Genomic DNA, 18,254 nt, shown 5'->3' with positions numbered 1-18,254 from the left:
CCCGTAGAGGCCTTTGGACTGGATGTCGGCGTCCTGGAGCATCTGATCATACTCCTCGCGCAGCAGCACCAGGGAGCCATCCTTGCCGTTGTAGCGCTTCAGGCGGTAGCCCCGGGCCCGCAGGCCCTTGCCCCAGACCTTCTCGGCTCCGCGCTCGTCGCCGTAGCTGATGGATTTGACATCTACCAGGGTGCGGGACTTGAGATTGATGGTGATGTGCTCCCAGTCGTAGTATCTGCCGTTAATCATGTGTCACCTCCTTCAGGCCGCCAAAAAGGGGTTCTCGAAGCCGATGTCCAGGGTGATCTCGCGCAGGTAGCCCAGCGGGACGATGCGCACCCGCACAATCAGGTGGGAGCTGGCCAGAATATTCTGTCCGGGTGGGATGATGACCCGTCCCCGGGCGATTTCACCCTCGGTCTGCATGACTCGCAGGGGAGTGTTGGAGCGGGCTACCAGGGCAGCTAGCGAGGCGTTGAGATCGGTGGGGTCTACACCTTGTTGCACGAAGTCGAGCAGGGCCTGGCGCACCTGGGTGGTGGCCTTGTTCATCACCCGGCGGTTGGGCACGATGCGGTAGTCGCTGGTGGCGGCTGCCGCCATCCGGTCTTCGACCACGAACCAGCCGTCGCGACCGATCAGCTTATAGATGGTGGTGAAACCGGCCTGATCCAGGGCCAGGGCGTGGGCGTTGTTGAAGGAGGTGTATTTGCCATACTGGTCGGTGGTAAAGGGAGCCGGCACCACCAGGCCCGAAAGGGGGCCTTGCTGCACCCAGGCGGTCTTGATATGGACGGGGTTGCGGCTGCTGCGGGCAGCGATGCGCGAGGCCAGACTCTGGATATTCAGCCGGCCGCTCAGGGTGTCCACCACCTCGCCGTAGGCGGCTACCAGCTGCACTCGTGTGGAGGCAAAGGCGGCCTTTTCGGTCAGGCGTGCGTTGACCCAGGCATTGGGGTCTGTGCCGGGTGCTACCGTTTCGGCGACGAAGTAGATGTAGCGGAAGGCATTTTCGGCTTCAATCGCCAGGGCATCCAGCGCGGCCCACATGGCCGAGTCGGAGGGCTGGGCCAGCTGGATGTATTCGTAGAGGAAGCCGGAGCCCAGGGCGGCCTGGATTGCGGTCTGGACGTTGCTGACGCTGGCCCTGGGTGCGGTGATGCCAAAGCGGTAGACGTTGTTCAGGACATAAGTACCAGCCGCGAAGTTGAGCGAGAGGCCGGTGCCGGGTAGAGCCACTGTTGCGGCGGTGGCGAGCTCGACGCTGACCGAGTCGCCGCCGTCCAGGCTGTAAATAAAGGTGGCGGTGCCGACCGCGCCCGCGCGGGTGATGGTGACCACCAGTTCGTAGGCGTCGAGAGGTGCGCCGGTGACGGTAACTGCTGGTGTAGCCGGGTTGCCGGCGTCGGGAGTAACCACACCAGCGATGTCGGCAGTGGCCCGCACTGCGAAGACCTGGCCGCCGCCAAAAGCCAGCTGGTCGGCGACCGCCCGGGCCAGCGGCCCCGTACCCAGCAGGCCGGGCACCTGGGCCAGGTCGGCCAGGCCCAGCACCTGGTTGAGCGGGCCAGCCGAGGAGACGCCTACCACTACCCGCTGGCCGTCGCCGGCGGGGGCAATGGCGCCCAGGCCGCCGTCTTGAATGGTGGGATATACGCCCGGTAGCCTGCTCATGCGTCAACCCCCTTCTTGCGCTTTACTGGGCCAGGCCCATCAGTGGGCCCGGTGAGAAAACGCTCTACTGCTGCGACGAACTCGCTCTCCGCGACCCGCTGACCGACCGGCCAGCCTTCGCGCACCCGGACGCCTGCTAAGGTCCAGGCCGGAATAGCGTGCTGGTCTGCCAGCTGCTCCACGGTGGGCAGCTCGGCGACGGACTTATTTTCGTTATTCGCCACTTGCGCCTCCTTCAATTTCGTACTCGAGGTGTACCGAGATGGGGATCCAGTTGATGTCGCGGTAGATGCCGATCTCGACCGGGATCTCGAGCCAGATCCCGTTCTGGGAGATGAGGACTCCTTCTTCATCCTGGTAGGTAAAGCCGATGGTTTCAGCAGGTATACTGAACCTGACCCCCGACGCGTCCACAAAGGTGTTGTCGAAGAGCCAGGTCAGAAAGCCCTGCAGAATCTGGTTCAGTTCGTTTTCATGGCGGGCGTACAGCTCGCAGCGCATGCGGGCGGAACCCAGCCAGAGCCAGCGCCGGGTGCGCCGGCCTGGCGGCGGGGTGATGGATAGGCGCTTTCCGGCCCGCTCCAAGCTGCCCTGGAGGGGGTAGAGGTAGGCCGAGAGGTCGGTGGGAAAGGCCTCGCCCCGGCTGCGCTGCTCCTGGCGGATAAAACGCTCCGGCAGGCCGGTGTGGGCCAGGCCTGTGGTCAGGTGCTGGCGGACCAGGTTAAGCACCTAACTCCTCCTGCAGAATGCGGGTGATCTCGGCCTGGTCGGCCCGGGAGACGCCCAGGTAGGGGCGGGCCGGGATGCGCACCCGACGGCCGCGACCGGCCATGCCGCCGAACTGGTGGATGGCCGCATAGACCACGTTGGTGCCTACTGCTACTGCTGTGCCATCGCGCTTGGAGGTGATGGAGTTGCGCAGCCGGGCGCTCTGAATCAGGATTTTGCGGCCCTGTAGCCGCTCTTCCACGCCCTTGCGCAGCCTGCCGCCCTTGGTAAAGTCCCGCGCCCTGGGCGCTACCGTAGCGGCTGCCAGGGGCTGCCAGGGCTGCCCAGTGGGGTCTTTTTGCTCCATGAAGCGCTGGATGGTGGAGGAGACCAGGGCCTCGCCAACATTGGCTGCTACGCGATCCAGGCGAACCTGGGCGAGAGACCGCACCCTGCGGTTCAGCTCCTTCAGATCGCCCTGGATGCGCACGCCCATATCTACCTCACCGCGTCTTTCAGGGCCTTGGCCGCACGGAAGACCACCACCCGTTTGGCCGGGATGATGATAGGCTCGCTGGTACCAGGCCGCACACCCAGACGCTCTTTACGGTCGGCCAGTTCGAGGCTGCCAAAGCCGGGCAGGCTGACGGCCTGGCCGTCGGCGAGCGCGGCCTGGATGGAGAGAAGCAGAGCTTCGATGGCCGCGTGTGCAGCCAGTTTACGGAGGCCAGTCTGAGCGGCCACGGCCTCGACCAGATCGGTTTTAGTCATCAGAAACCCTCCATTTTTTTGCGCGAGAAGACCCGTTCGTCGGCGGTGATCCGGGCCACGGCCTCGCTGGAGGCGGTGGGCCCGGCGCCGCCGGTTGAAAAGGTCAGGCTGGTGCGGCCCACGGCCAGGTCGCGCAGCCACTTGACGGCATCCTCGTAGTTGGTGCGGATGGTCTCGTCGGCGGTGCCCGGCCGGATACCGCGCCTGGAGAACAGCTTGTAGCGCACCACGTCCATTGCTTTGTCCCGCAGGACATCGGGGGTCTCGGGCAGGGGCAGGGCGTAGCGCTGGGCCACATAGGAGTTAACCTCGGCCAGGGCCTTGCGGATGTCCTCTAAAATGCGGGCCTCGCCCGCCGGAGAGATGGTCTTGAGGTTCTCGTCGTCCACGAGATAGATCAGCACATCCTCGGCGAGGTTGGCCCGGACATCGGCTAGGCTAAACACCTATGCTCCTTATGCGCCAGTGCTGCCGTAGGCCAGCTGCCAGAAGGCATAACCGGCGTTCTTTCGGTCGTCGAAGCCGTAGACGTACTCTTTGCGCGTGAAGACATTCTCGTCGGTGGGCCGGTCCAGCGCGGTAAAGCGCGGCTCGGTGCGCACCTGGAGGATCAGGGGCTTGACCGCGCGGCTGGTCTCCAGCAGGAACCAGTGGTTGGCCGAGGCACCGGACAGCTCCGGCACCACCAGCAGCCGGGCTTTCTGGTAGTTGGGGTTGTCGCCTCCGGCGGCCAGGGTGCGCATGGCCACGATACTCTCGGCGGTGGAGCGCAGGGTGGGGCCCACCACCAGCAGCGGGGCCCGCTCGCCGGTGCCCAGGAACAGGCGCATGGGGCGGCCTGCGGCGTTGCGCATCTGCTGCATCTGGGCCAGGGCGGTCTCGAAGTTGGCGGCGGTGAGGGGAAGGGCGCTGCGGTTGGAGACGTTGGCCTTGCCCACCTTGTGGTTGGTGGCGAAGAAGGTTACACCATCGTAACCAAGTTGGGTAAAACCGTCGCGGAGCACATCGAAGACCAGCTGGTCGCGGTGGTAGGCCACTTCTTCGCCCAGCATCTGGAACATGGGGGTGTAGACTCCCAGGTTGTCGTCGGCGATGTCATTCTCGTGCACGGCCACGGTCAGCTCGAAGTCGCGGTTGCGGATGTTGTAGCTGGACTCGGAGAGGTTTTTGATCTCCCGCTCATCCACCCACTCTTTCATCCCCGGCACGTCGGCCAGCCAGCCGTAGGTGTTGGAGCCGGTGTTGCTGGGGGCCAGCATGGCGATATTGCGCCACTGCAGGTCTACCCGGGCCAGGCTCTCGTAGGCCAGTGCGCGGAAATTGCGGCGCAGACTGGCCAGATTTTCGGCGTTTATAATCACAGCTTACCCTCCTTATCTGGTGTCTACCCAGACCCCATCGGCGTCCAGGCCCACCACCCGGCCGGCGCGGCTTTTGGTGTTGGTGCCGTTGGTGCGGCTGACGGTCTGGTCGTCGGTGATGAAGCAGTCGGCCCAGAGCTCGGCCTGGGTAACGAGGTCGGCGGGGTCGTTGTCGAACTTGAAGACCCCACGCCGCACCAGGACGCGGATGGCGCCGTTGGCCCCGCCGGTGTTGTTGGCGTTCTCTTCGGCCCGGCCAATTACTCTGAGGTTTAGCGCGGTGCGGCCAGGGGCGGCCCAGCCGGCATCGGAGACCACCAGGGTGCCCTGCCAGATGTGGCGGTTGGCGCCCACGGGCACAGAAAATAGTTGGCCGTCACGCTCGGGTGTGTCGCGGGGTGCGATGGCAGGCGGCATTACTCATCACCTCCATACTTCTTGAGGGCCTCTTCCGAGACGCCCACAATTCTGGCCACGGCCAGGTCGTTGTCGCTGAGCCGGGTGGCCTGGGCCTGGGCGGGCTGCTTGTTGAGCGCAGGCAGGCCGGTGGGGACCCGCTTGGGCAGGGCCTCCAGCGCGGCTTTGGCGCCCTCAAAGTCCTGTGCCGCCAGGCGCAAAAAGGTAGCTTTTTGAGTTTCGAGGATGCGCCCATCTTCCAGCGCGGCCTCTACCAGACTTGCGACGCGGTTCTGGTCGCGCTCCTGCCGATCCTGCTCGAGCTGCGCCCGCAGGGTTTTTACTTCCTCCATCACGCCCTCGCTGGCGGCCAGCCGGATTACCCGGCCCCGCAGCTCGGGGGTGAGGCTGGTGTCGGTGAGCTGTAGCGCCTGCACCAGCAGGTCGCCCAGCTTTGCCCTGGCCGTCAGGGCCTCCAGAGCAGCTTTGGTCTGCTCTTCGGTGGCGTCCTGGGCCAGCCCTAATAGTTGTTTCAACCAGTCCATCTTTTCCTCCAGGCCGATCCGGCGCTGCCAGTGCGTGCCGGGCCGGTTGGTTAGCGCGTGGGAGTGGTATCCCACGATATGCCCATCTTCGGTGTGCATCAGTACCGGGGATATGAAGCCAAACGCACCCTTGACTACATCCAGCGCTCCTTCGGGGGTCCACTCGACCAGGCCGTAGACATAGCCCTCCTCTACCACCAGGTCGTAGACGAAGCCCGCCGCTGGCGCCTTGTCGCGCTTGCCCTGCTCTGCGTCCAGGGTGGCGTGGTGCCAGTCCAGCACCCAGGGCCGGCCCTGGGTAGCGAGCTGCTGACGAACCGCCGCCAGGCTGGCCTCGTCGAAGACAAACCGGCGGCCGTTGCCAAAAAACTCACCCCAGGGGTGCAGGGGAATGCGGCCCGGCGAACCGGCCTGCCAGGACATCGGCGAAGTGCTGCCGGAATAGGTCAGGGTGTGCAAACTGCACCTCCTGCGGCAGCCCGTCGAATAACCTTAGCGGCTGCCGCGTCTTGAGTCGCCAGTAGGCGCGGTTCTCCAGCCGTGCGGTATCGGGCGAGAGTGGCCATGATTTACGACTGCCTGCCTCCGGCGCTGGCGGGGGCGCTGACCTGAGCGCTGCTGCCCGGTCGAAAGGTGCCATCGGTGTTGAACCGACCCACCACCCAGTCAATAATCACGCCCAGCAGCGCATCGGGAATCCACGAGGGCCAGAAGCCGAGAATGGCCGTCACCACCTCCTTGATGCGGGCGATGGCAGCCTCCTTCTTCTGCGCCCCCGGCTGGCCGTCCATGATGTCCTCGACCACCAGCACGATCAGACTGATAGCGGCATAGACCAGCTTGACCACCGACAAAACCGACCCAAACTTGTTTAGCACGTGCCCACCTCCTCTCTCAAAACTGCCAAACCAAAACCCCCGGGTTTCCCCCGGGGGTAAGTTGGCTAGGTTAGCTCTACTATAGCACGTCGCAGTGGGCTGTGAATAGAATGTCGCAGGTCTCAGGTCACAGGTCGCAGGTCAAATAAAGGCTGAAGACTGAAAACCTAATGCTTTTAGCTTTCAGCTTTAGGCTATTAGCTATCAACTATCAGCTATCAACCGCCCCCTGCACCCAGACCACCCGCCCGATGATTTCATCCACATGCTCGGCGGGGATGATGGGAGGGGCATTGTTAGTATACAGGGGGTTTAGCGACATCAAGCGCCGGCCAAAGCGGTCGTCCTTGAGGGCCTTGCAGACATAGCTGCCATCGGCCAGCCGGGCCACCACCACCTGTTCGCTGGCCCCTTTGTCGTTGCGGTTCACCACCACCAGGTCGCCATCGCAGATGGGCCGCTTGCCGGCACACATCGAGTCGCCCTGCACCTGGTAGGCCGCCAGCCGCTTGCCCCTGGCCACCCGGTTGGGCACAAAGACCGCGCTGGTCTCCCGCTCCACACTCTGGCCCGGCCCGGCGCCGACAATGCCAACCACCGGGACCATTACGGCATCTTTTGCGCCAAGTTGGGCTGATGGTTTTGGCAAGTCAAGTTCTGGGTACAAACGCTCTAACAAATGGTCTACAGGGCGCTGCAAAGCCCTTGCAAGTCGGATTAATGTATCCAGACTGGGCTTTATCCACTCACCCTGGGCGGTGTGTCTCCCCAGTACCAGGGTATATACCGTGGTGCGACCGATGCCAAAGTGGTCGGCAAACTGCTCCAATTTTGTCCAACCACGCTCGTCCATCACACGCCGAATCTCGTCGTTGAATGGACCCTTCAGGTCGTGACGCTTTGGTTTTGGCATATTGACTTACTCCCGCGTGTAAGTGTAGACTACTCACACATGGGAGTAAAGCGACCTACCGACACATTGGCAGAACGAATCCGCACGGCGCTGCTGGAACGCGGTCTGACACAGGCCGATCTAGCGCGTGAGGCGCACCTTTCAACGGGCCATGTTGCTATGCTACTGGGGGGCAAACGGGGGCAACGAGGGCTGACTGTGAGAACGGCCGCCAGGCTGTCTCGAGCATTACACAAGCCCATAAGCTACTTTTTGCCAGCGGAAACTCACTCCGAGGAGTAACTCAACATGACCGATGAAACTAGATTCGTCTCTATTTCCGATGCTGCTCAGCGGCTCGGCGTGTCCGAGCGGACTATCAAGCGACTGCTGGCCAGCAAAACCCTGAGCTCGAGCCTAGTCGAAGTCCGAACTCGAACCGGGGGGGCAACCCGAAAGCGAATGGTGGATTTAAATGACTTGGTTAGAGTTCTCCAGGAACCTAAGCGGATCACAGGGGAGTCACTGGGACAACTTGGCACAGTGACTCCGGTTCTCATAAAGTCACTGGGACACGAAAACCCCTCATCAAACCTCTTAATCTCCTGCCCGGGTGCTGGCAGTGTCACAGTGACTCAAAAGCCGTCCAGGACGTCGTATGAGGTTGAGTGCGAGCTATCACACGGTGTCGGGTCACTGGGACAAGCCGGGGTCACTGGGACAGACCCTAAGTCCACCGAAAAACCGCAGACTACCCACCAAAATCTCTCACCAAATACACATCCGCCAGAGGCCATTTATGAGAGCCAAAGATTAAGAAACCCGGCGGCGATACCGGCCCATCACCGCGAGCGGGCCAGGCAGATTGTGGCCTGGTTGATTCCTCTGGCGCGGGCCTACCAGGCTGCCGGGCCGGGGGAGCGCAGCCGCCTGCTGGACCAGGCCGCGCGGCAGCACGGCTACTCGCGGCGGCAGATCCAGCGGCTGCTGGACCGGCTGGCCCAGGCCCGCCAGCCCGAGGCCGACCTGGCCCGCAGGCCCCGCCGCGACCTGGGCACCTTTCGGCTGCCGCCCGAGCTGCAACAGATGGTGGTCGGTCTGTGGATGCTCTACCCACGCTACTCGGCCCCGCGCATCCGCCGGGTGCTCGAGCTCAACGACCCCAGCCTGCTCTTGTACCGGCCCTACCCCAATGCCCGCGAGGTGAACCGGCTCTCGCCCGGCACCATCCGGCGCATCCGCCAACTGATGGAGGCCGACCCGGTGCTGCGGGCCACCCTGATGGACGACAAGGCCCGCAAGGAGCATTTGCGGGTCTGGAGTGGTCACGTGCTAACCGAGCGGGCCAACCAGCTCTGGATGGTGGACATGACCAGGTGCGACACCTTCGTCTACGACCCCTATTCCAACAGCGTGCTGCGGCTGCGCATCCACGCGGCCATAGACGTGTTCTCGGGGGCGGTGGCAGGGTTTACCTTCTCGCGCGATGAGGACCAGGCCGCCACCGACCGGATGCTGATGCTGGCCCTGCTGGAAAAGCCCCAGCCCTGGGACCAGCACTGGCCGGTCTGGGGCCGCCCCGACCAGATCTACTGGGACAACGGCAAGGTGTACCGCTCGGAGAAAAGCGAGCGCATTCTGTCCGACCTCGAGATCGAGTCTGTTCACTCCCGCCCCTATGTCTCGCACAGCCGGGGCAACATCGAGCGTTTCTTTGGCCTGTTCCACCAGCAGTTCGAGGCCGGCCTGAGCGGCTATGCCGGCTCGGACGTACACGAGCGCGACCACCAGCAGATTGCCCGCTACCTGCACAACACCCGGCGCTGGATGGCCCAGTGCGGCCCCGACCCCTACCCCGAGCGCCTTCTCACCGAGGAAGAGTTCAAATATCAGGCCCTGCTCTGGCTGACCCGCGACTACCACAAGTCGCTGATTCGGGGCAGCAAAACCCGCGAGGAGTGGTTTGTCCAGACCGCCCCCGCCGCCAGCCGGGCCCAGTATCACTTTGGCGACCTGATGCTGCTGTTTGCCCGCCAGGAGAAGCGCCGGGTGCGCGGCAACGGCACCATCACCCTGCGCGGCCGCCCCTGGGGTCTGGCCGATGGCAGCCTGGTCCGCTACCAGGGCATGGAGGTGGTGGTGCTGATCAACGAGATACTGCCCGCCGCCGAGCTGTCGGTGGCCCTGCCGCGCCGCGACGGCACCCTGGAAATTCTGGGCCCCCTCCAGAGCCAGAACTGGAACGCCCTGGGCGATGAGGCCCGCGAGCACCGCCGCAAACTGCGACAGCACATCCGCGACATCCACACCGCTGCCGACGAGATAAGGGCCCAGTTTATGAACCCGACCTACCGGCACGACCAGGCCCTGGAGCGCGCGGCCCCCGAGCTGCCCAAACCCGAGATCCAACCCCTGCAAATTTCCGGCCCCCAGGTGGCGCTGGCTACCCATAGCGCCGCTCAGCGCGAGGCCGAAGAAGCCGTGGCCGATTTTCTGGCCCAGGGCTTCACCCTGGACGACGAGCTGGACCTGTCGCCCAGGCCCGACACCGGCTCCAACGGGGCTTAGGGCTACCACCCACCCCGTCGAAGCAAATGGAACCAAAGGAGAGAGTATGGCTCAGACACAAGACTACATCAACCCGGCAGACGTAGACAAGATCGTGGAAGACTGGCTGGCCAGCGAGTACGGCGACGTGCTGGACGACGAGGTGGACTTTGTGCAGACCCGCGCCACCCGCATTATTGCCGCCCGGCTGCGCGACGCGGTGGAAGACCAGTTCCCCTTCGCGCTGGTGACCGGCCCGGCGGGCTGCTCCAAAACCGTAACCGCCAAGCACTTTCTGCGCTACGTGCGGGAGCAGTGGCCCGACCTGAACACCGCCTGGATCCACGCCCAGCCCAGCTACGAGCCCGGCGCCCTGCTGGAAGACCTGGCCCTGAACCTCTACATCACCCGCACCCGCCGCTTTCGCGACCTGCTGGGCACGGTACACACCCAGCTGGGGGCCAAGCGCATGGTGGCGGTGGTGGACGAGGCCCAGCGCATGCCACGCGACAGCTACGAGGTGCTCAAATATCTGGCCGACGAGACCAGCAGCACTTTCATTCTGATCGCCACCGAAGACTTTGCCCCCCAGATTCGCCGCTGGCGCGACATCGAGAGCCGCATCGGGGTAATTGCCGAAGCCGAGCCGGTAGAGGCCGACGAGCTGGCCCAGATGCCCCTGCTGGCGGGCCTGCCCCGGGCCAGCCTGCAAAAAATCCACGACCTGACCGGCGGGGTGATGCGCGACGTGCTGCGCCTGATGAAGCAGATTGACCGGGCTATCGGCAAGAACGCCGACAAGGGACTAAACCGCGCCAACTTTGCCCCCAAGAACGTGACGGCGGTGGCCAAAAAACTCAACCTGGCCGGAGGAGGACAGCCATGACCGAAGACGACCTGGACAAAGCCCGCGCCCTGGCCAAAGAACTGCGGCTGGAGGGGTTCACCACCGCCTGGTTCCACGTGGAGGGCGGCTACCTGGTGTGCGTGACCGACCAGTGGACGGGCCACACCCACAAGACCCCCACGGCGGCCCCCAGCCCGCTGGCGGCCCTGGCCGCCCTGGCCGACTGCATCCAGACCGTGCAGCGCTGGAAAGAAGGAGGCCGGCTGTGAAGCACCGCGTGAAAGACCTGCTGCGGGACGTGACTACCGGCGCGTTTATGGTGGCCATCATCCACGCCATTGTCTGGTGGGGGGGTCGGTAGCCATGCCCGAACTGACCCCGGTGGGCATTCTGAGCCTGGTTGCGCTGGCCTTTGGCCTGCTGGCCGGGGGCCAGGTGGTGGGGGGCGGCTTTGCCCTCAGCGCCGAGTTTGTGGCCCAGCGCAGCCCGGCTCTCTACCTCACCCCCATCACCATTATTCGCATCTCCGACGGCCCCCTGCACCAGCGATGGTGGGGTTACGGCGTAACCCTGGGCGGAACGGTGGTCTACTTTGACCCCCACCACCCCTGGCTGACCGACCAGCAGGAGCAGGAACTCCGAACGGCTATGGAGCTATACGAGCTGGGCCATGTGGAGGGCTGGAACCACTACGGCCTGACCTACCTGCTCAAGGTTTTCGCGGAGCCCTGCCGCTACGACCCCAGAGCCCCCTGGGCCGGGCACTGCGACCGCCAACGCCCGCCCCTGTTGCTAGCGCCACACACCGGGGCGCTCCGGTGGGTGCTGCCATGAAAAAACGCCGCGAGATCGAGGTGGCGGGCGAGCGCATCCCCCGGCTGGACGACGTGGCCACCCTGCTCTACATGGCCACCCCGGAGGGCGACTGGCCCCAGCGCCCCATCAACTACATCCGGGGCGACATCACCTGGCTGCAGGAAGGCGCAGTGCTCACCCTGCGCAACCTGGACCCCAGCGGTCAGATGGGCGCCACCCAGACCGTGCAGGTGATCGCCACCCAGACCGAGATCCAGCTACACGCCGGCAAGTACGGCCAGGTGCTGCGGCGGGTGCTGCTTGCGACTCGCCCGAGCGAGGCCGAGATTTCCCAGACCTGGAGGAGCCAACCATGACCCACGACTTCGCTGAACAACGCCGCACCAGGCTGCTTTCGATACCTGCCGAGATTACCCGCATCAACCGGCAGCTGGTGGCCATGCGGGCCGAGCGCGACAAGGTGAAAAAAGATCTGGAGCGCCGCGAGGTGTATGTGCGGCAGGGGGCGCGGCTGCGCGAGAGCTACAAGACCCTTAAATCCGAGGCCGAGCGCTCGGACTACCTGAAGGTGCAGGTGCTGGAAGACCTGGACTACGAGGGCCTGGCCGAGCGGGCCGAGCAGATTGCGGTGCAGATTGACAAGCTGACCTTTGAAAAGGACGGCCTGGAACACGAGCGCAAAGCGCTGTACGCCGCCCTGCTGGCCTACGCCGCCGAAATTTTCGAGAAAAAGCTGGACGAAAAGACCATCGCCGACATGGCCGGCCGGGGGAGGGTGCTGTCGTGATCGGGGAGCACCACCACACCCTGGACGAAAAGGGCCGCCTGATGCTGCCCGCCGAGTTCCGCCCCGCCCTGGCCGGCGGCCTGGTGGTAACGCGGGGCCTGGAGGGCTGCCTGTACGTCTTTCCGCTGGCCACCTGGCGGCGGCTGGAAGCCGCCCTGACCGAGCTGCCCGCCAACAACCCCAGGGCGGTTGCCCTGGCCCGGTTCTTTATCGGGGCGGCCCTGCAAACCCGGCCCGACCGGGCGGGGCGCATCGCCCTGACGCCCCAGCTGCTCGACTATGCCGAGCTCGAGCACCAGGGGGTGGTGCTGGGCCTCAAAACCCGGCTGGAGCTCTGGAACCCCGAACGCTGGGACACCGAGCTAACCCGCCTGTCCAGCGCCCAGTACGCCGTACCCGAGCCGGTACGGGCCCTGCTGCGATGAGACCCTTCCCTTCATACCGCGACCCCGACCTGCGCCCGCTCTGGGGCGAGGCAGAGCCCAAGCGCAGCCGGGGCCGCAGCGACAAAAAGCAACCCTCGTCAATAGGTCGAAGGTCGAAAGCCTAGGGCCGAAAGACCAAGGAGAGAACCATGAAACTGCCCAACAAGCCCCAGCAGACCCAGCCCCAGCAGAACCAGCACCTCCCGAACGAGGCGTATCAGGCCAGCCAGGACGCTATCGAGGCCCTGGTCGCCAAGGCGCAGATTGAGCCCGAGAAGCTCCTGTACTACTACCTGCACGACATCGCCAGCGACCTCATCTACGCGGCGCGGCAGTTGTCCGAGACCAACGAGGTCGAGCCCTCGCAGCTCAAATTTGCAGCGAGGCGCATTATGGCCGCGCACCTGGTTGCACTGGACCTGTTTGGCGTGCTTGGCCGCCAGGCATCGGACGAGCAGGTGCAGGACACACTTCGCAATCCGCACCGGATGAAGGGGGTGGAGCTGCCGTGACTGGTCTGGACCGCATCTACGAGCGCAAGCTGAGCCCCAGCCAGGCCCGCCGCTACGGGCGGGTCTGCAAGCAGAACGGCAACCGCTATGGCGCTCAGCTTTACGCCGACGTGGCCGAGGCCCTGGAGGCCGCCGAGCGCATCCGCTCGATTATGCGGCTGCAGGGCTACATCTGCCCGACGTGCGGCAACACCGGGAGGCTGGATGACATCCTGTGTTTTCACTGCGCCGCCTGAGGAGGTAGACCATGCCTAGCGCCCGTGCCCTGGCCGCACAACGCGCTGGTGAACGCAAGCAGGACCGCAGCAGCAACCTGGCCGAGGCCCTCCGGGTGCTGCACGGCCACCAGGGCCAGATTGTGGAACTTTCCTGCGCCGACCTGGTCATCCGGGTGCGCTACGACGGACCCGAAACCAGCGAGGCGGGCGCGGCTGGCGTTGGGCCGCGCTACAGCATCTACCTTTACGCGCTATCCGAGTGGATGCCCATCTCTGGACGCACCCTGCGCGACTACCTGGCCATGTACGGGCCCTATACCTGGGAGGTGCGGGATGAGCGACCCTAGGCTTGACCTGGCCCGCGCGGTCTACCAGGCCTTGTGGGAGGCTGGGCCGGCGGGCCTGGACCGCGACGCCCTGGCCCATGCAATTGGAGCGGGTGACCGCGAGATGCGGGAGGCGGTGGAGCTGTGCGCCCGGCTCTCGGCCCGGCCTAGCAAGCCGGGGGTGCCTCCCGAGGTCGTGGGCTTTGACCCCATGACGCGGCGGTATCACATCGCCAACTCCGCCGACCAGGCCGACCGCATCATGGCCTACGCGCTGAGCTACATAAAAAGCGGCCTGGAGCGCTGCCTGGCCTACCGTGAGGCCAGGACGCTCAGGTGGGGCGAGATTGAGCAACCAGCGGCTATCCAGCAGGCGCTCTTTGAAGCTGAAACGGCTCTCAGGAGGTGGTGAGATGCGAGGGGACGGGTTCTTGGTCGTGCCCTGGGTCATGGTGGCTGCTGCGGTGGTGGGTCTGCTGATCGGATTTTACGAGGCCGAGAAGAAGCTGGAGGTCGAGCGGCTGCAAGCCCAGGCCGCGCTGGCCGCAGCCAGTCGGCAGATAATCCAGCTAGACCTGACCCCGGCGGCTATGGATGCGTGTAAGCGGCTTTTTGTGCGCCATACCCAGGGTGGCGCGGTTAGCGACTATCGCTGCATACTGGAGGGCAACTCCATCACAATCTACGGCCCCAACTGGCGCAAGGCCCAGGGCGACGATGCTCCGATTGAAGACCTGGGGCGGGAGGTGCTGAAGTGAACAAAACCAAACGAGATCTACTTTTTGCAGCGCTTCGAGTAGCACGAGAGGCGCCTAAATCGAAAGGCCACTACGTTGCGACCGCGCAAATACAGTGGCAGATCGTTGAAACCATCCGTAGAGCTTTAGGCGCGCTGGGCATCAACTACGAGCACTGGGACACCGCGTCGGAGTACCACAAGCTACTCGAGGCCTTCGATCTGGCCACGTTAGATGCCGGTACCCGGCTGGAGGAACTAAATGTTGGTACCTGGACCTGGACGGAGGAACTGTGAACGAACGCCCCGAACACCGCGCAACCTGGCAGGCCGAACACGTGGTTCGGACGCTCTGGATGGCGGGCCGGGGGCTCAAGTCCTGGCAGAGGGTACTGGGCGGCCACAACCCCCACCGGGCCAGCTATCTGGCGGTCTTCGTGCCCGAGCTGCCGGACGCCCGGATCGGGGCGCACGAGCTGCGGCTGTGGAGGCGCGACCTGGAGTCGTTCCTGGCCGAGCTCTCGCCCGCCGAACGCGAGGCCCTGAACGCACACCTGAACACCGCGCGCTGGAACATGTTGTTCCGTTGGCGGCCTGTACGCGGACGGTTCGAACGCGCGAACGTGCCCGAACAGGTGTGCGAGCTGGCGCACCGGCTGCGCCGGGTCTGCAAGGAGGTGCGGAATGTATCAGAGGCCATTTGAATCCGCCGTACACGCCGAGGCCCGCTGCATACCGGCCTACCGGGGCCTGACCCAGCGGGGCTATCCGGTGACCGCCGACGGCCACTTCCTGGATAACTGGTTCCGCTACAACGGGGCCTGGGTCTGGTGGAAGCGGGTGGGCGACCGGGCGCTGTTTATGATCCAGCCGCTGGGCGATTCGCGCTAAATGTCACCAACCTCTAGCCTATAGCCAATAGCCGATAGCCCATAGCTGAAAGCTGAAGGCCGAAAGCTTGAAGCCTAAAGTTGAACAAAAACCCACAAAAAAGCGCTATACTGAAGCTAACCTAGCCCTCACCTTCCGGTGGGGGCTTTGCTATGGGGCGGAATGAATGAACTGGAACGCTCACTACTGGAGGACATGCTGGATGAACTGGCGGCGCAGGCAACACCGGAACGCAAGGAGCATATCCGCAAGATGCGCGAGACGATGCTGGCCATAAAACTGCTGGAGCGGATCCCCGATCGGCGGCCACCCTGGTGGCAACAGGGGGATTTGTGGCGGGTCGCACTGGTGTTTATGGTGCTGATTGCTTCGTTGCTGGGGGTCAAACTGCCTGGGGGCCTGAATCCGTGAGGACATATGTCGAGACTGGGAAGCCAACAACGAATTAAGATTCTGCGGGGGGAGGTGCTCTACGCGCTCTTCCTGTTTGCCGCCGGGCTGGATGACAAGCCGCTCTATCCCGATGCCCCCTGGCGCCTGCCCGAGCGGGCGCTCAAACTAACGCTGGAGGGGCTGCACCAGCTTCCCAGCAACGACGAGCTCGAGTCCATCCTGCGCTACCTGAGTGCCCCTGGTAAGGAGTATTTGCAGGTGGCCTGGCGCAACGATGGCCGGGGCGGCTTCGAGTACGCCGAGATCACCGCCAGAGGCATTGACCTCTGCAACGGTGACATCTCCGACCCCGGCGTGGCTTTCCCCCGGAGGGGCCGGTGAACGACGAGCTGCGCCAGATGCGGGAGGAGATTACCGCCCTGCGGCTGGCGGCCCAGGGCAGCCAGCGCAACATCCTGGCCCGGCTGGATGGCCTGGAAAAACTGCTGATACAGCGCACTGCCCGCCAACCTGGCTGGCGGTTTTACCTGCTATTGCTGGCCGCAGCCCTGGTGGGCTGGGTTCTGCCCCGCTAGGAGGGTGAGTGGCCATTTATGTGCAGTCCACGCGGTGCAAGGTCTGCCAGTCGCCATTGCGCGACCAGCTAGACCAGATGCTCCTGGGCGAGACCCGAAAGCCGGACGGCTCGGTCTGGCGGGTGGAGGACATCGTAATCTGGACTGCCCAGCAGGGCGAACAGATCAGCACCGGCGGGCTCTCGCGCCACCGCACCAACCACCTGCTGCCCGCGCTGGGGGCCGCACTGGAGGCCCAGCAGGTGATGGAGGCCATCAGCAAATCCACCGGCAAGCAGATGTCCTTGCAGGTAGCCTTTACCAACGTGCTGATTCACAAGCTGCTACGATTCCTGGAGCAGTTTGACCCCGCCGAAATTGAGCCCAAGGCGGTGGGCGGAATGCTACTGACCGGGGTGCGGGCGGTACAGGCCAGCCTGGCCCTGGAAAAGGCCGAGCGGGTGTTCTCCAAAGACCAGGCCGCCGCAGCCGCCGACAAGGTGGTGGGCAAATTGGCCACTCGCAACCTGGACCCCGAGACCTTAGAGACCATCCGGCAGGAAATTTACGGACTGAGCAAATAATATGCTGCTGCCCTATCAAAAACGCTGGGTGGAAGACCGGAGCCGCTTCAAAATCTGGCTGGCGGCGCGGCAGATCGGCAAGTCGTTTGCCGCGACCCTGGAGACCGTGGACGACAGCGTGCAGCGCAAAACCCTGTGGATTCACCTGGCCAGCGGCCAGCGGCAGACCCTGGAGCTGGCCGAGAAGGTCAAGCTACACCTGGACGCCTACCAGATCGCGGCCAAAGCCCTGGAAGACACCTTTTTCGACGGTGAGCAGCGGGTGACCCAGTTCGAGTACCGGCTGCCCAACGGCTCGCGCCACCTGTTCTTGCCCGCCAACCCGGCCACCGCGCGCGGCTACAGCGGCAACCTGAACCTGGACGAGTTTGCCTTCCACAAAGACCCGGCGGGCATCTGGCGGGCGGTTTTCCCCATCATCACCCGCAACCCCAGCTACAAGGTGCGCATCACCAGCACCCCCAACGGCCAGCTCAACCAGTTTGCCGAGCTGTGGCACAAGGCCGAGGGCTGGAGCCGACACAAAACCAGCATTTACGATGCGGTGGCCGATGGGCTGGCAGTGGACCCCGAGGAGCTGCGCATCGCCCTGAACGACCCCCTGGCCTGGCAGCAGGAGTATCTGCTGGAGTTTTTAGACGAGTCCAGCGCCTTTATCCCCTACGACCTGATTCTGGCCGCCGAGTCCCCGGACACGCTGTCGGACGAGTGGATCGCCGAAAATGCCTACCTGGGCATGGATATCGCCCGGCGGCGCGACCTGACCGTAATCTGGATTGATGAGGTGGTGGGCGATGTGGCCTGGTGCCGCAAAATTGTCGAGCTGCACAACACCCCCTTTCACGCCCAGCTCGAGGCCCTCTTGGCCCTGATTCCGCGCGTGCGCCGGGCCTGCATTGACAGCACCGGCATGGGCGAGATGCTGGCCGAGGAGGCCCGCCGCCGGTTTGGCTGGAAGGTGGAGCCGGTGCAGTTCAACCTACAGACCAAGGCCGACCTGGCCCAGAACCTGCGCCTGGGCTTCGAGGACCGCAAGGAGCGCATCCCCCGGGGCGACCAGACCCTGCGCCAGAGCCTGCACTCCATCAAGCGCATCCTGACCAGCGCGGGCAATGTGCGCTACGACGCCGAGCGCAACGAGGCTGGTCACGCCGATCATTTCTGGGCCAAGGCCCTGGCCAAACACGCCCGGGGCCGGGTCCGGGGCCCCATCGAGTACCACACCGTCCAGCGCAGCCGGTTTGCCGGTCGGGAAGAGAGGCTTCAGGGCACCTTTTAGCCCGCCTGGCCGCGCCAGGGCAAAATCTAGCCGGGTGTTGGCTGTGGTCTGGGTTTTTCCCCCTCGGTTCAATCCTAGAAAGGACGTAAAAACAGTTCTAGGCGGTTTGGCTTG

Annotated in this window: 32 protein-coding genes and 1 pseudogene; 21 read left to right on the top strand and 12 right to left on the bottom strand. The window is 64.4% G+C overall.

The genetic code is table 11. The annotated features are described in order from the left end of the window. The 12 genes and pseudogenes from Q0288_RS03440 to Q0288_RS03385 all read right to left on the bottom strand — a co-directional run. A pseudogene (locus Q0288_RS03440) lies at positions 1-249 on the bottom strand (hypothetical protein); the annotation flags it as partial. Positions 250-261: 12 nt separating this feature from the next. Then, positions 262-1,674 (bottom strand): DUF2586 family protein, encoded by a 1,413-nt coding sequence (locus Q0288_RS03435; RefSeq protein ID WP_299427219.1) that lies wholly within the window; start codon positions 1,672-1,674, stop codon positions 262-264. After that, positions 1,671-1,898: a hypothetical protein gene (locus Q0288_RS03430; RefSeq protein WP_299427216.1), complete on the bottom strand. Its 228-nt coding sequence runs from the start codon at positions 1,896-1,898 to the stop codon at positions 1,671-1,673. Before Q0288_RS03430 ends, Q0288_RS03435 begins: the two co-directional genes overlap by 4 nt. After that, positions 1,888-2,403: a hypothetical protein gene (locus tag Q0288_RS03425; RefSeq protein ID WP_299427213.1), complete on the bottom strand. Its 516-nt coding sequence runs from the start codon at positions 2,401-2,403 to the stop codon at positions 1,888-1,890. Before Q0288_RS03425 ends, Q0288_RS03430 begins: the two co-directional genes overlap by 11 nt. Beyond that, positions 2,396-2,878, bottom strand: coding sequence for a phage virion morphogenesis protein (locus Q0288_RS03420; protein WP_299427210.1), 483 nt, complete (start codon positions 2,876-2,878; stop codon positions 2,396-2,398). Before Q0288_RS03420 ends, Q0288_RS03425 begins: the two co-directional genes overlap by 8 nt. A 2-nt stretch (positions 2,879-2,880) precedes the next feature. After that, positions 2,881-3,153 (bottom strand): HU family DNA-binding protein, encoded by a 273-nt coding sequence (locus tag Q0288_RS03415; protein WP_366914721.1) that lies wholly within the window; start codon positions 3,151-3,153, stop codon positions 2,881-2,883. Next, the gene (locus tag Q0288_RS03410) at positions 3,153-3,599 is read right to left on the bottom strand and encodes a DUF1320 domain-containing protein (protein WP_299427207.1); all 447 of its coding nucleotides are present in this window, start codon (positions 3,597-3,599) and stop codon (positions 3,153-3,155) included. Before Q0288_RS03410 ends, Q0288_RS03415 begins: the two co-directional genes overlap by 1 nt. 9 nt (positions 3,600-3,608) lie before the next feature. Beyond that, on the bottom strand, positions 3,609-4,514 hold the full coding sequence (locus tag Q0288_RS03405; protein WP_299427204.1) for a Mu-like prophage major head subunit gpT family protein: 906 nt from the start codon (positions 4,512-4,514) through the stop codon (positions 3,609-3,611). 12 nt (positions 4,515-4,526) lie between these two features. Next, on the bottom strand, positions 4,527-4,931 hold the full coding sequence (locus Q0288_RS03400; protein ID WP_299427201.1) for a hypothetical protein: 405 nt from the start codon (positions 4,929-4,931) through the stop codon (positions 4,527-4,529). Continuing rightward, positions 4,931-5,914 (bottom strand): phage protease, encoded by a 984-nt coding sequence (locus Q0288_RS03395; RefSeq protein WP_299427198.1) that lies wholly within the window; start codon positions 5,912-5,914, stop codon positions 4,931-4,933. Before Q0288_RS03395 ends, Q0288_RS03400 begins: the two co-directional genes overlap by 1 nt. Before the next feature lie 110 nt (positions 5,915-6,024). Further along, positions 6,025-6,333, bottom strand: a complete 309-nt coding sequence (locus Q0288_RS03390) for a hypothetical protein (protein WP_299427195.1) — start codon at positions 6,331-6,333, stop codon at positions 6,025-6,027. 211 nt (positions 6,334-6,544) lie between these two features. Further along, positions 6,545-7,246 carry a LexA family transcriptional regulator gene (locus tag Q0288_RS03385; RefSeq protein WP_299427192.1) on the bottom strand — a complete coding sequence of 234 codons (702 nt, stop codon included), beginning with the start codon at positions 7,244-7,246 and terminating at the stop codon, positions 6,545-6,547. A 39-nt stretch (positions 7,247-7,285) separates the two neighbouring features. Here Q0288_RS03385 and Q0288_RS18025 point away from each other — a divergent pair, with 39 nt between their 5' ends. From Q0288_RS18025 to Q0288_RS03285, 21 genes are all read left to right on the top strand, one after another. Then, the gene (locus Q0288_RS18025; protein WP_366914720.1) at positions 7,286-7,528 is read left to right on the top strand and encodes a helix-turn-helix transcriptional regulator; all 243 of its coding nucleotides are present in this window, start codon (positions 7,286-7,288) and stop codon (positions 7,526-7,528) included. 564 nt (positions 7,529-8,092) lie between these two features. After that, complete coding sequence (locus tag Q0288_RS03380; protein ID WP_299427189.1) at positions 8,093-9,793, top strand: DDE-type integrase/transposase/recombinase; 1,701 nt, start codon at positions 8,093-8,095, stop codon at positions 9,791-9,793. Positions 9,794-9,839: 46 nt separating this feature from the next. Next, positions 9,840-10,658, top strand: a complete 819-nt coding sequence (locus Q0288_RS03375; RefSeq protein WP_299427186.1) for an AAA family ATPase — start codon at positions 9,840-9,842, stop codon at positions 10,656-10,658. After that, positions 10,655-10,888 carry a hypothetical protein gene (locus Q0288_RS03370; RefSeq protein WP_299427183.1) on the top strand — a complete coding sequence of 78 codons (234 nt, stop codon included), beginning with the start codon at positions 10,655-10,657 and terminating at the stop codon, positions 10,886-10,888. The genes Q0288_RS03375 and Q0288_RS03370 overlap by 4 nt, the downstream gene beginning before the upstream one ends. A 94-nt stretch (positions 10,889-10,982) precedes the next feature. After that, complete coding sequence (locus tag Q0288_RS03365) at positions 10,983-11,453, top strand: hypothetical protein (RefSeq protein WP_299427180.1); 471 nt, start codon at positions 10,983-10,985, stop codon at positions 11,451-11,453. After that, complete coding sequence (locus tag Q0288_RS03360) at positions 11,450-11,791, top strand: hypothetical protein (RefSeq protein WP_299427177.1); 342 nt, start codon at positions 11,450-11,452, stop codon at positions 11,789-11,791. The genes Q0288_RS03365 and Q0288_RS03360 overlap by 4 nt, the downstream gene beginning before the upstream one ends. After that, positions 11,788-12,222 carry a hypothetical protein gene (locus tag Q0288_RS03355; RefSeq protein WP_299427174.1) on the top strand — a complete coding sequence of 145 codons (435 nt, stop codon included), beginning with the start codon at positions 11,788-11,790 and terminating at the stop codon, positions 12,220-12,222. The genes Q0288_RS03360 and Q0288_RS03355 overlap by 4 nt, the downstream gene beginning before the upstream one ends. Then, positions 12,219-12,647: a division/cell wall cluster transcriptional repressor MraZ gene (mraZ, locus tag Q0288_RS03350; RefSeq protein ID WP_299427171.1), complete on the top strand. Its 429-nt coding sequence runs from the start codon at positions 12,219-12,221 to the stop codon at positions 12,645-12,647. Before Q0288_RS03355 ends, mraZ begins: the two co-directional genes overlap by 4 nt. A 149-nt stretch (positions 12,648-12,796) precedes the next feature. Beyond that, the gene (locus tag Q0288_RS03345; protein WP_299427168.1) at positions 12,797-13,159 is read left to right on the top strand and encodes a hypothetical protein; all 363 of its coding nucleotides are present in this window, start codon (positions 12,797-12,799) and stop codon (positions 13,157-13,159) included. Beyond that, a complete protein-coding gene (locus Q0288_RS03340) occupies positions 13,156-13,395 on the top strand; it encodes a hypothetical protein (RefSeq protein ID WP_299427165.1) in 240 nt (79 codons plus the stop codon). The genes Q0288_RS03345 and Q0288_RS03340 overlap by 4 nt, the downstream gene beginning before the upstream one ends. An 11-nt stretch (positions 13,396-13,406) precedes the next feature. Continuing rightward, entirely contained in the window at positions 13,407-13,724 is a 318-nt protein-coding gene (locus tag Q0288_RS03335) for a hypothetical protein (RefSeq protein ID WP_299427162.1), read from the top strand. Beyond that, positions 13,711-14,115, top strand: coding sequence for a hypothetical protein (locus tag Q0288_RS03330; RefSeq protein ID WP_299427160.1), 405 nt, complete (start codon positions 13,711-13,713; stop codon positions 14,113-14,115). Before Q0288_RS03335 ends, Q0288_RS03330 begins: the two co-directional genes overlap by 14 nt. 1 nt (position 14,116) lies before the next feature. Continuing rightward, on the top strand, positions 14,117-14,461 hold the full coding sequence (locus Q0288_RS03325; protein WP_299427157.1) for a hypothetical protein: 345 nt from the start codon (positions 14,117-14,119) through the stop codon (positions 14,459-14,461). Next, positions 14,458-14,736 carry a hypothetical protein gene (locus Q0288_RS03320; RefSeq protein ID WP_299427154.1) on the top strand — a complete coding sequence of 93 codons (279 nt, stop codon included), beginning with the start codon at positions 14,458-14,460 and terminating at the stop codon, positions 14,734-14,736. Before Q0288_RS03325 ends, Q0288_RS03320 begins: the two co-directional genes overlap by 4 nt. Beyond that, positions 14,733-15,143 carry a hypothetical protein gene (locus Q0288_RS03315; protein WP_299427151.1) on the top strand — a complete coding sequence of 137 codons (411 nt, stop codon included), beginning with the start codon at positions 14,733-14,735 and terminating at the stop codon, positions 15,141-15,143. The genes Q0288_RS03320 and Q0288_RS03315 overlap by 4 nt, the downstream gene beginning before the upstream one ends. Beyond that, entirely contained in the window at positions 15,124-15,330 is a 207-nt protein-coding gene (locus Q0288_RS03310; RefSeq protein WP_299427147.1) for a hypothetical protein, read from the top strand. Before Q0288_RS03315 ends, Q0288_RS03310 begins: the two co-directional genes overlap by 20 nt. Positions 15,331-15,492: 162 nt before the next feature. Next, positions 15,493-15,741 (top strand): hypothetical protein, encoded by a 249-nt coding sequence (locus Q0288_RS03305; RefSeq protein ID WP_299427144.1) that lies wholly within the window; start codon positions 15,493-15,495, stop codon positions 15,739-15,741. Between the two features lie 6 nt (positions 15,742-15,747). Further along, on the top strand, positions 15,748-16,104 hold the full coding sequence (locus tag Q0288_RS03300; RefSeq protein ID WP_299427141.1) for a hypothetical protein: 357 nt from the start codon (positions 15,748-15,750) through the stop codon (positions 16,102-16,104). Beyond that, positions 16,101-16,298 (top strand): hypothetical protein, encoded by a 198-nt coding sequence (locus tag Q0288_RS03295; protein WP_299427138.1) that lies wholly within the window; start codon positions 16,101-16,103, stop codon positions 16,296-16,298. Before Q0288_RS03300 ends, Q0288_RS03295 begins: the two co-directional genes overlap by 4 nt. An 8-nt stretch (positions 16,299-16,306) precedes the next feature. Further along, positions 16,307-16,861, top strand: a complete 555-nt coding sequence (locus Q0288_RS03290) for a phage protein Gp27 family protein (RefSeq protein ID WP_299427135.1) — start codon at positions 16,307-16,309, stop codon at positions 16,859-16,861. 1 nt (position 16,862) lies between these two features. Continuing rightward, entirely contained in the window at positions 16,863-18,140 is a 1,278-nt protein-coding gene (locus Q0288_RS03285; protein WP_299427132.1) for a terminase family protein, read from the top strand. The last annotated feature ends 114 nt before the right edge of the window (positions 18,141-18,254 follow it).

The sequence above is a fragment of the uncultured Meiothermus sp. genome, assembly GCF_937863175.1.
GTDB lineage: Bacteria > Deinococcota > Deinococci > Deinococcales > Thermaceae > Meiothermus.
Note: the sequence above shows the minus strand (reverse complement) of the source record. Positions and strands in the feature narration are given on the sequence as shown.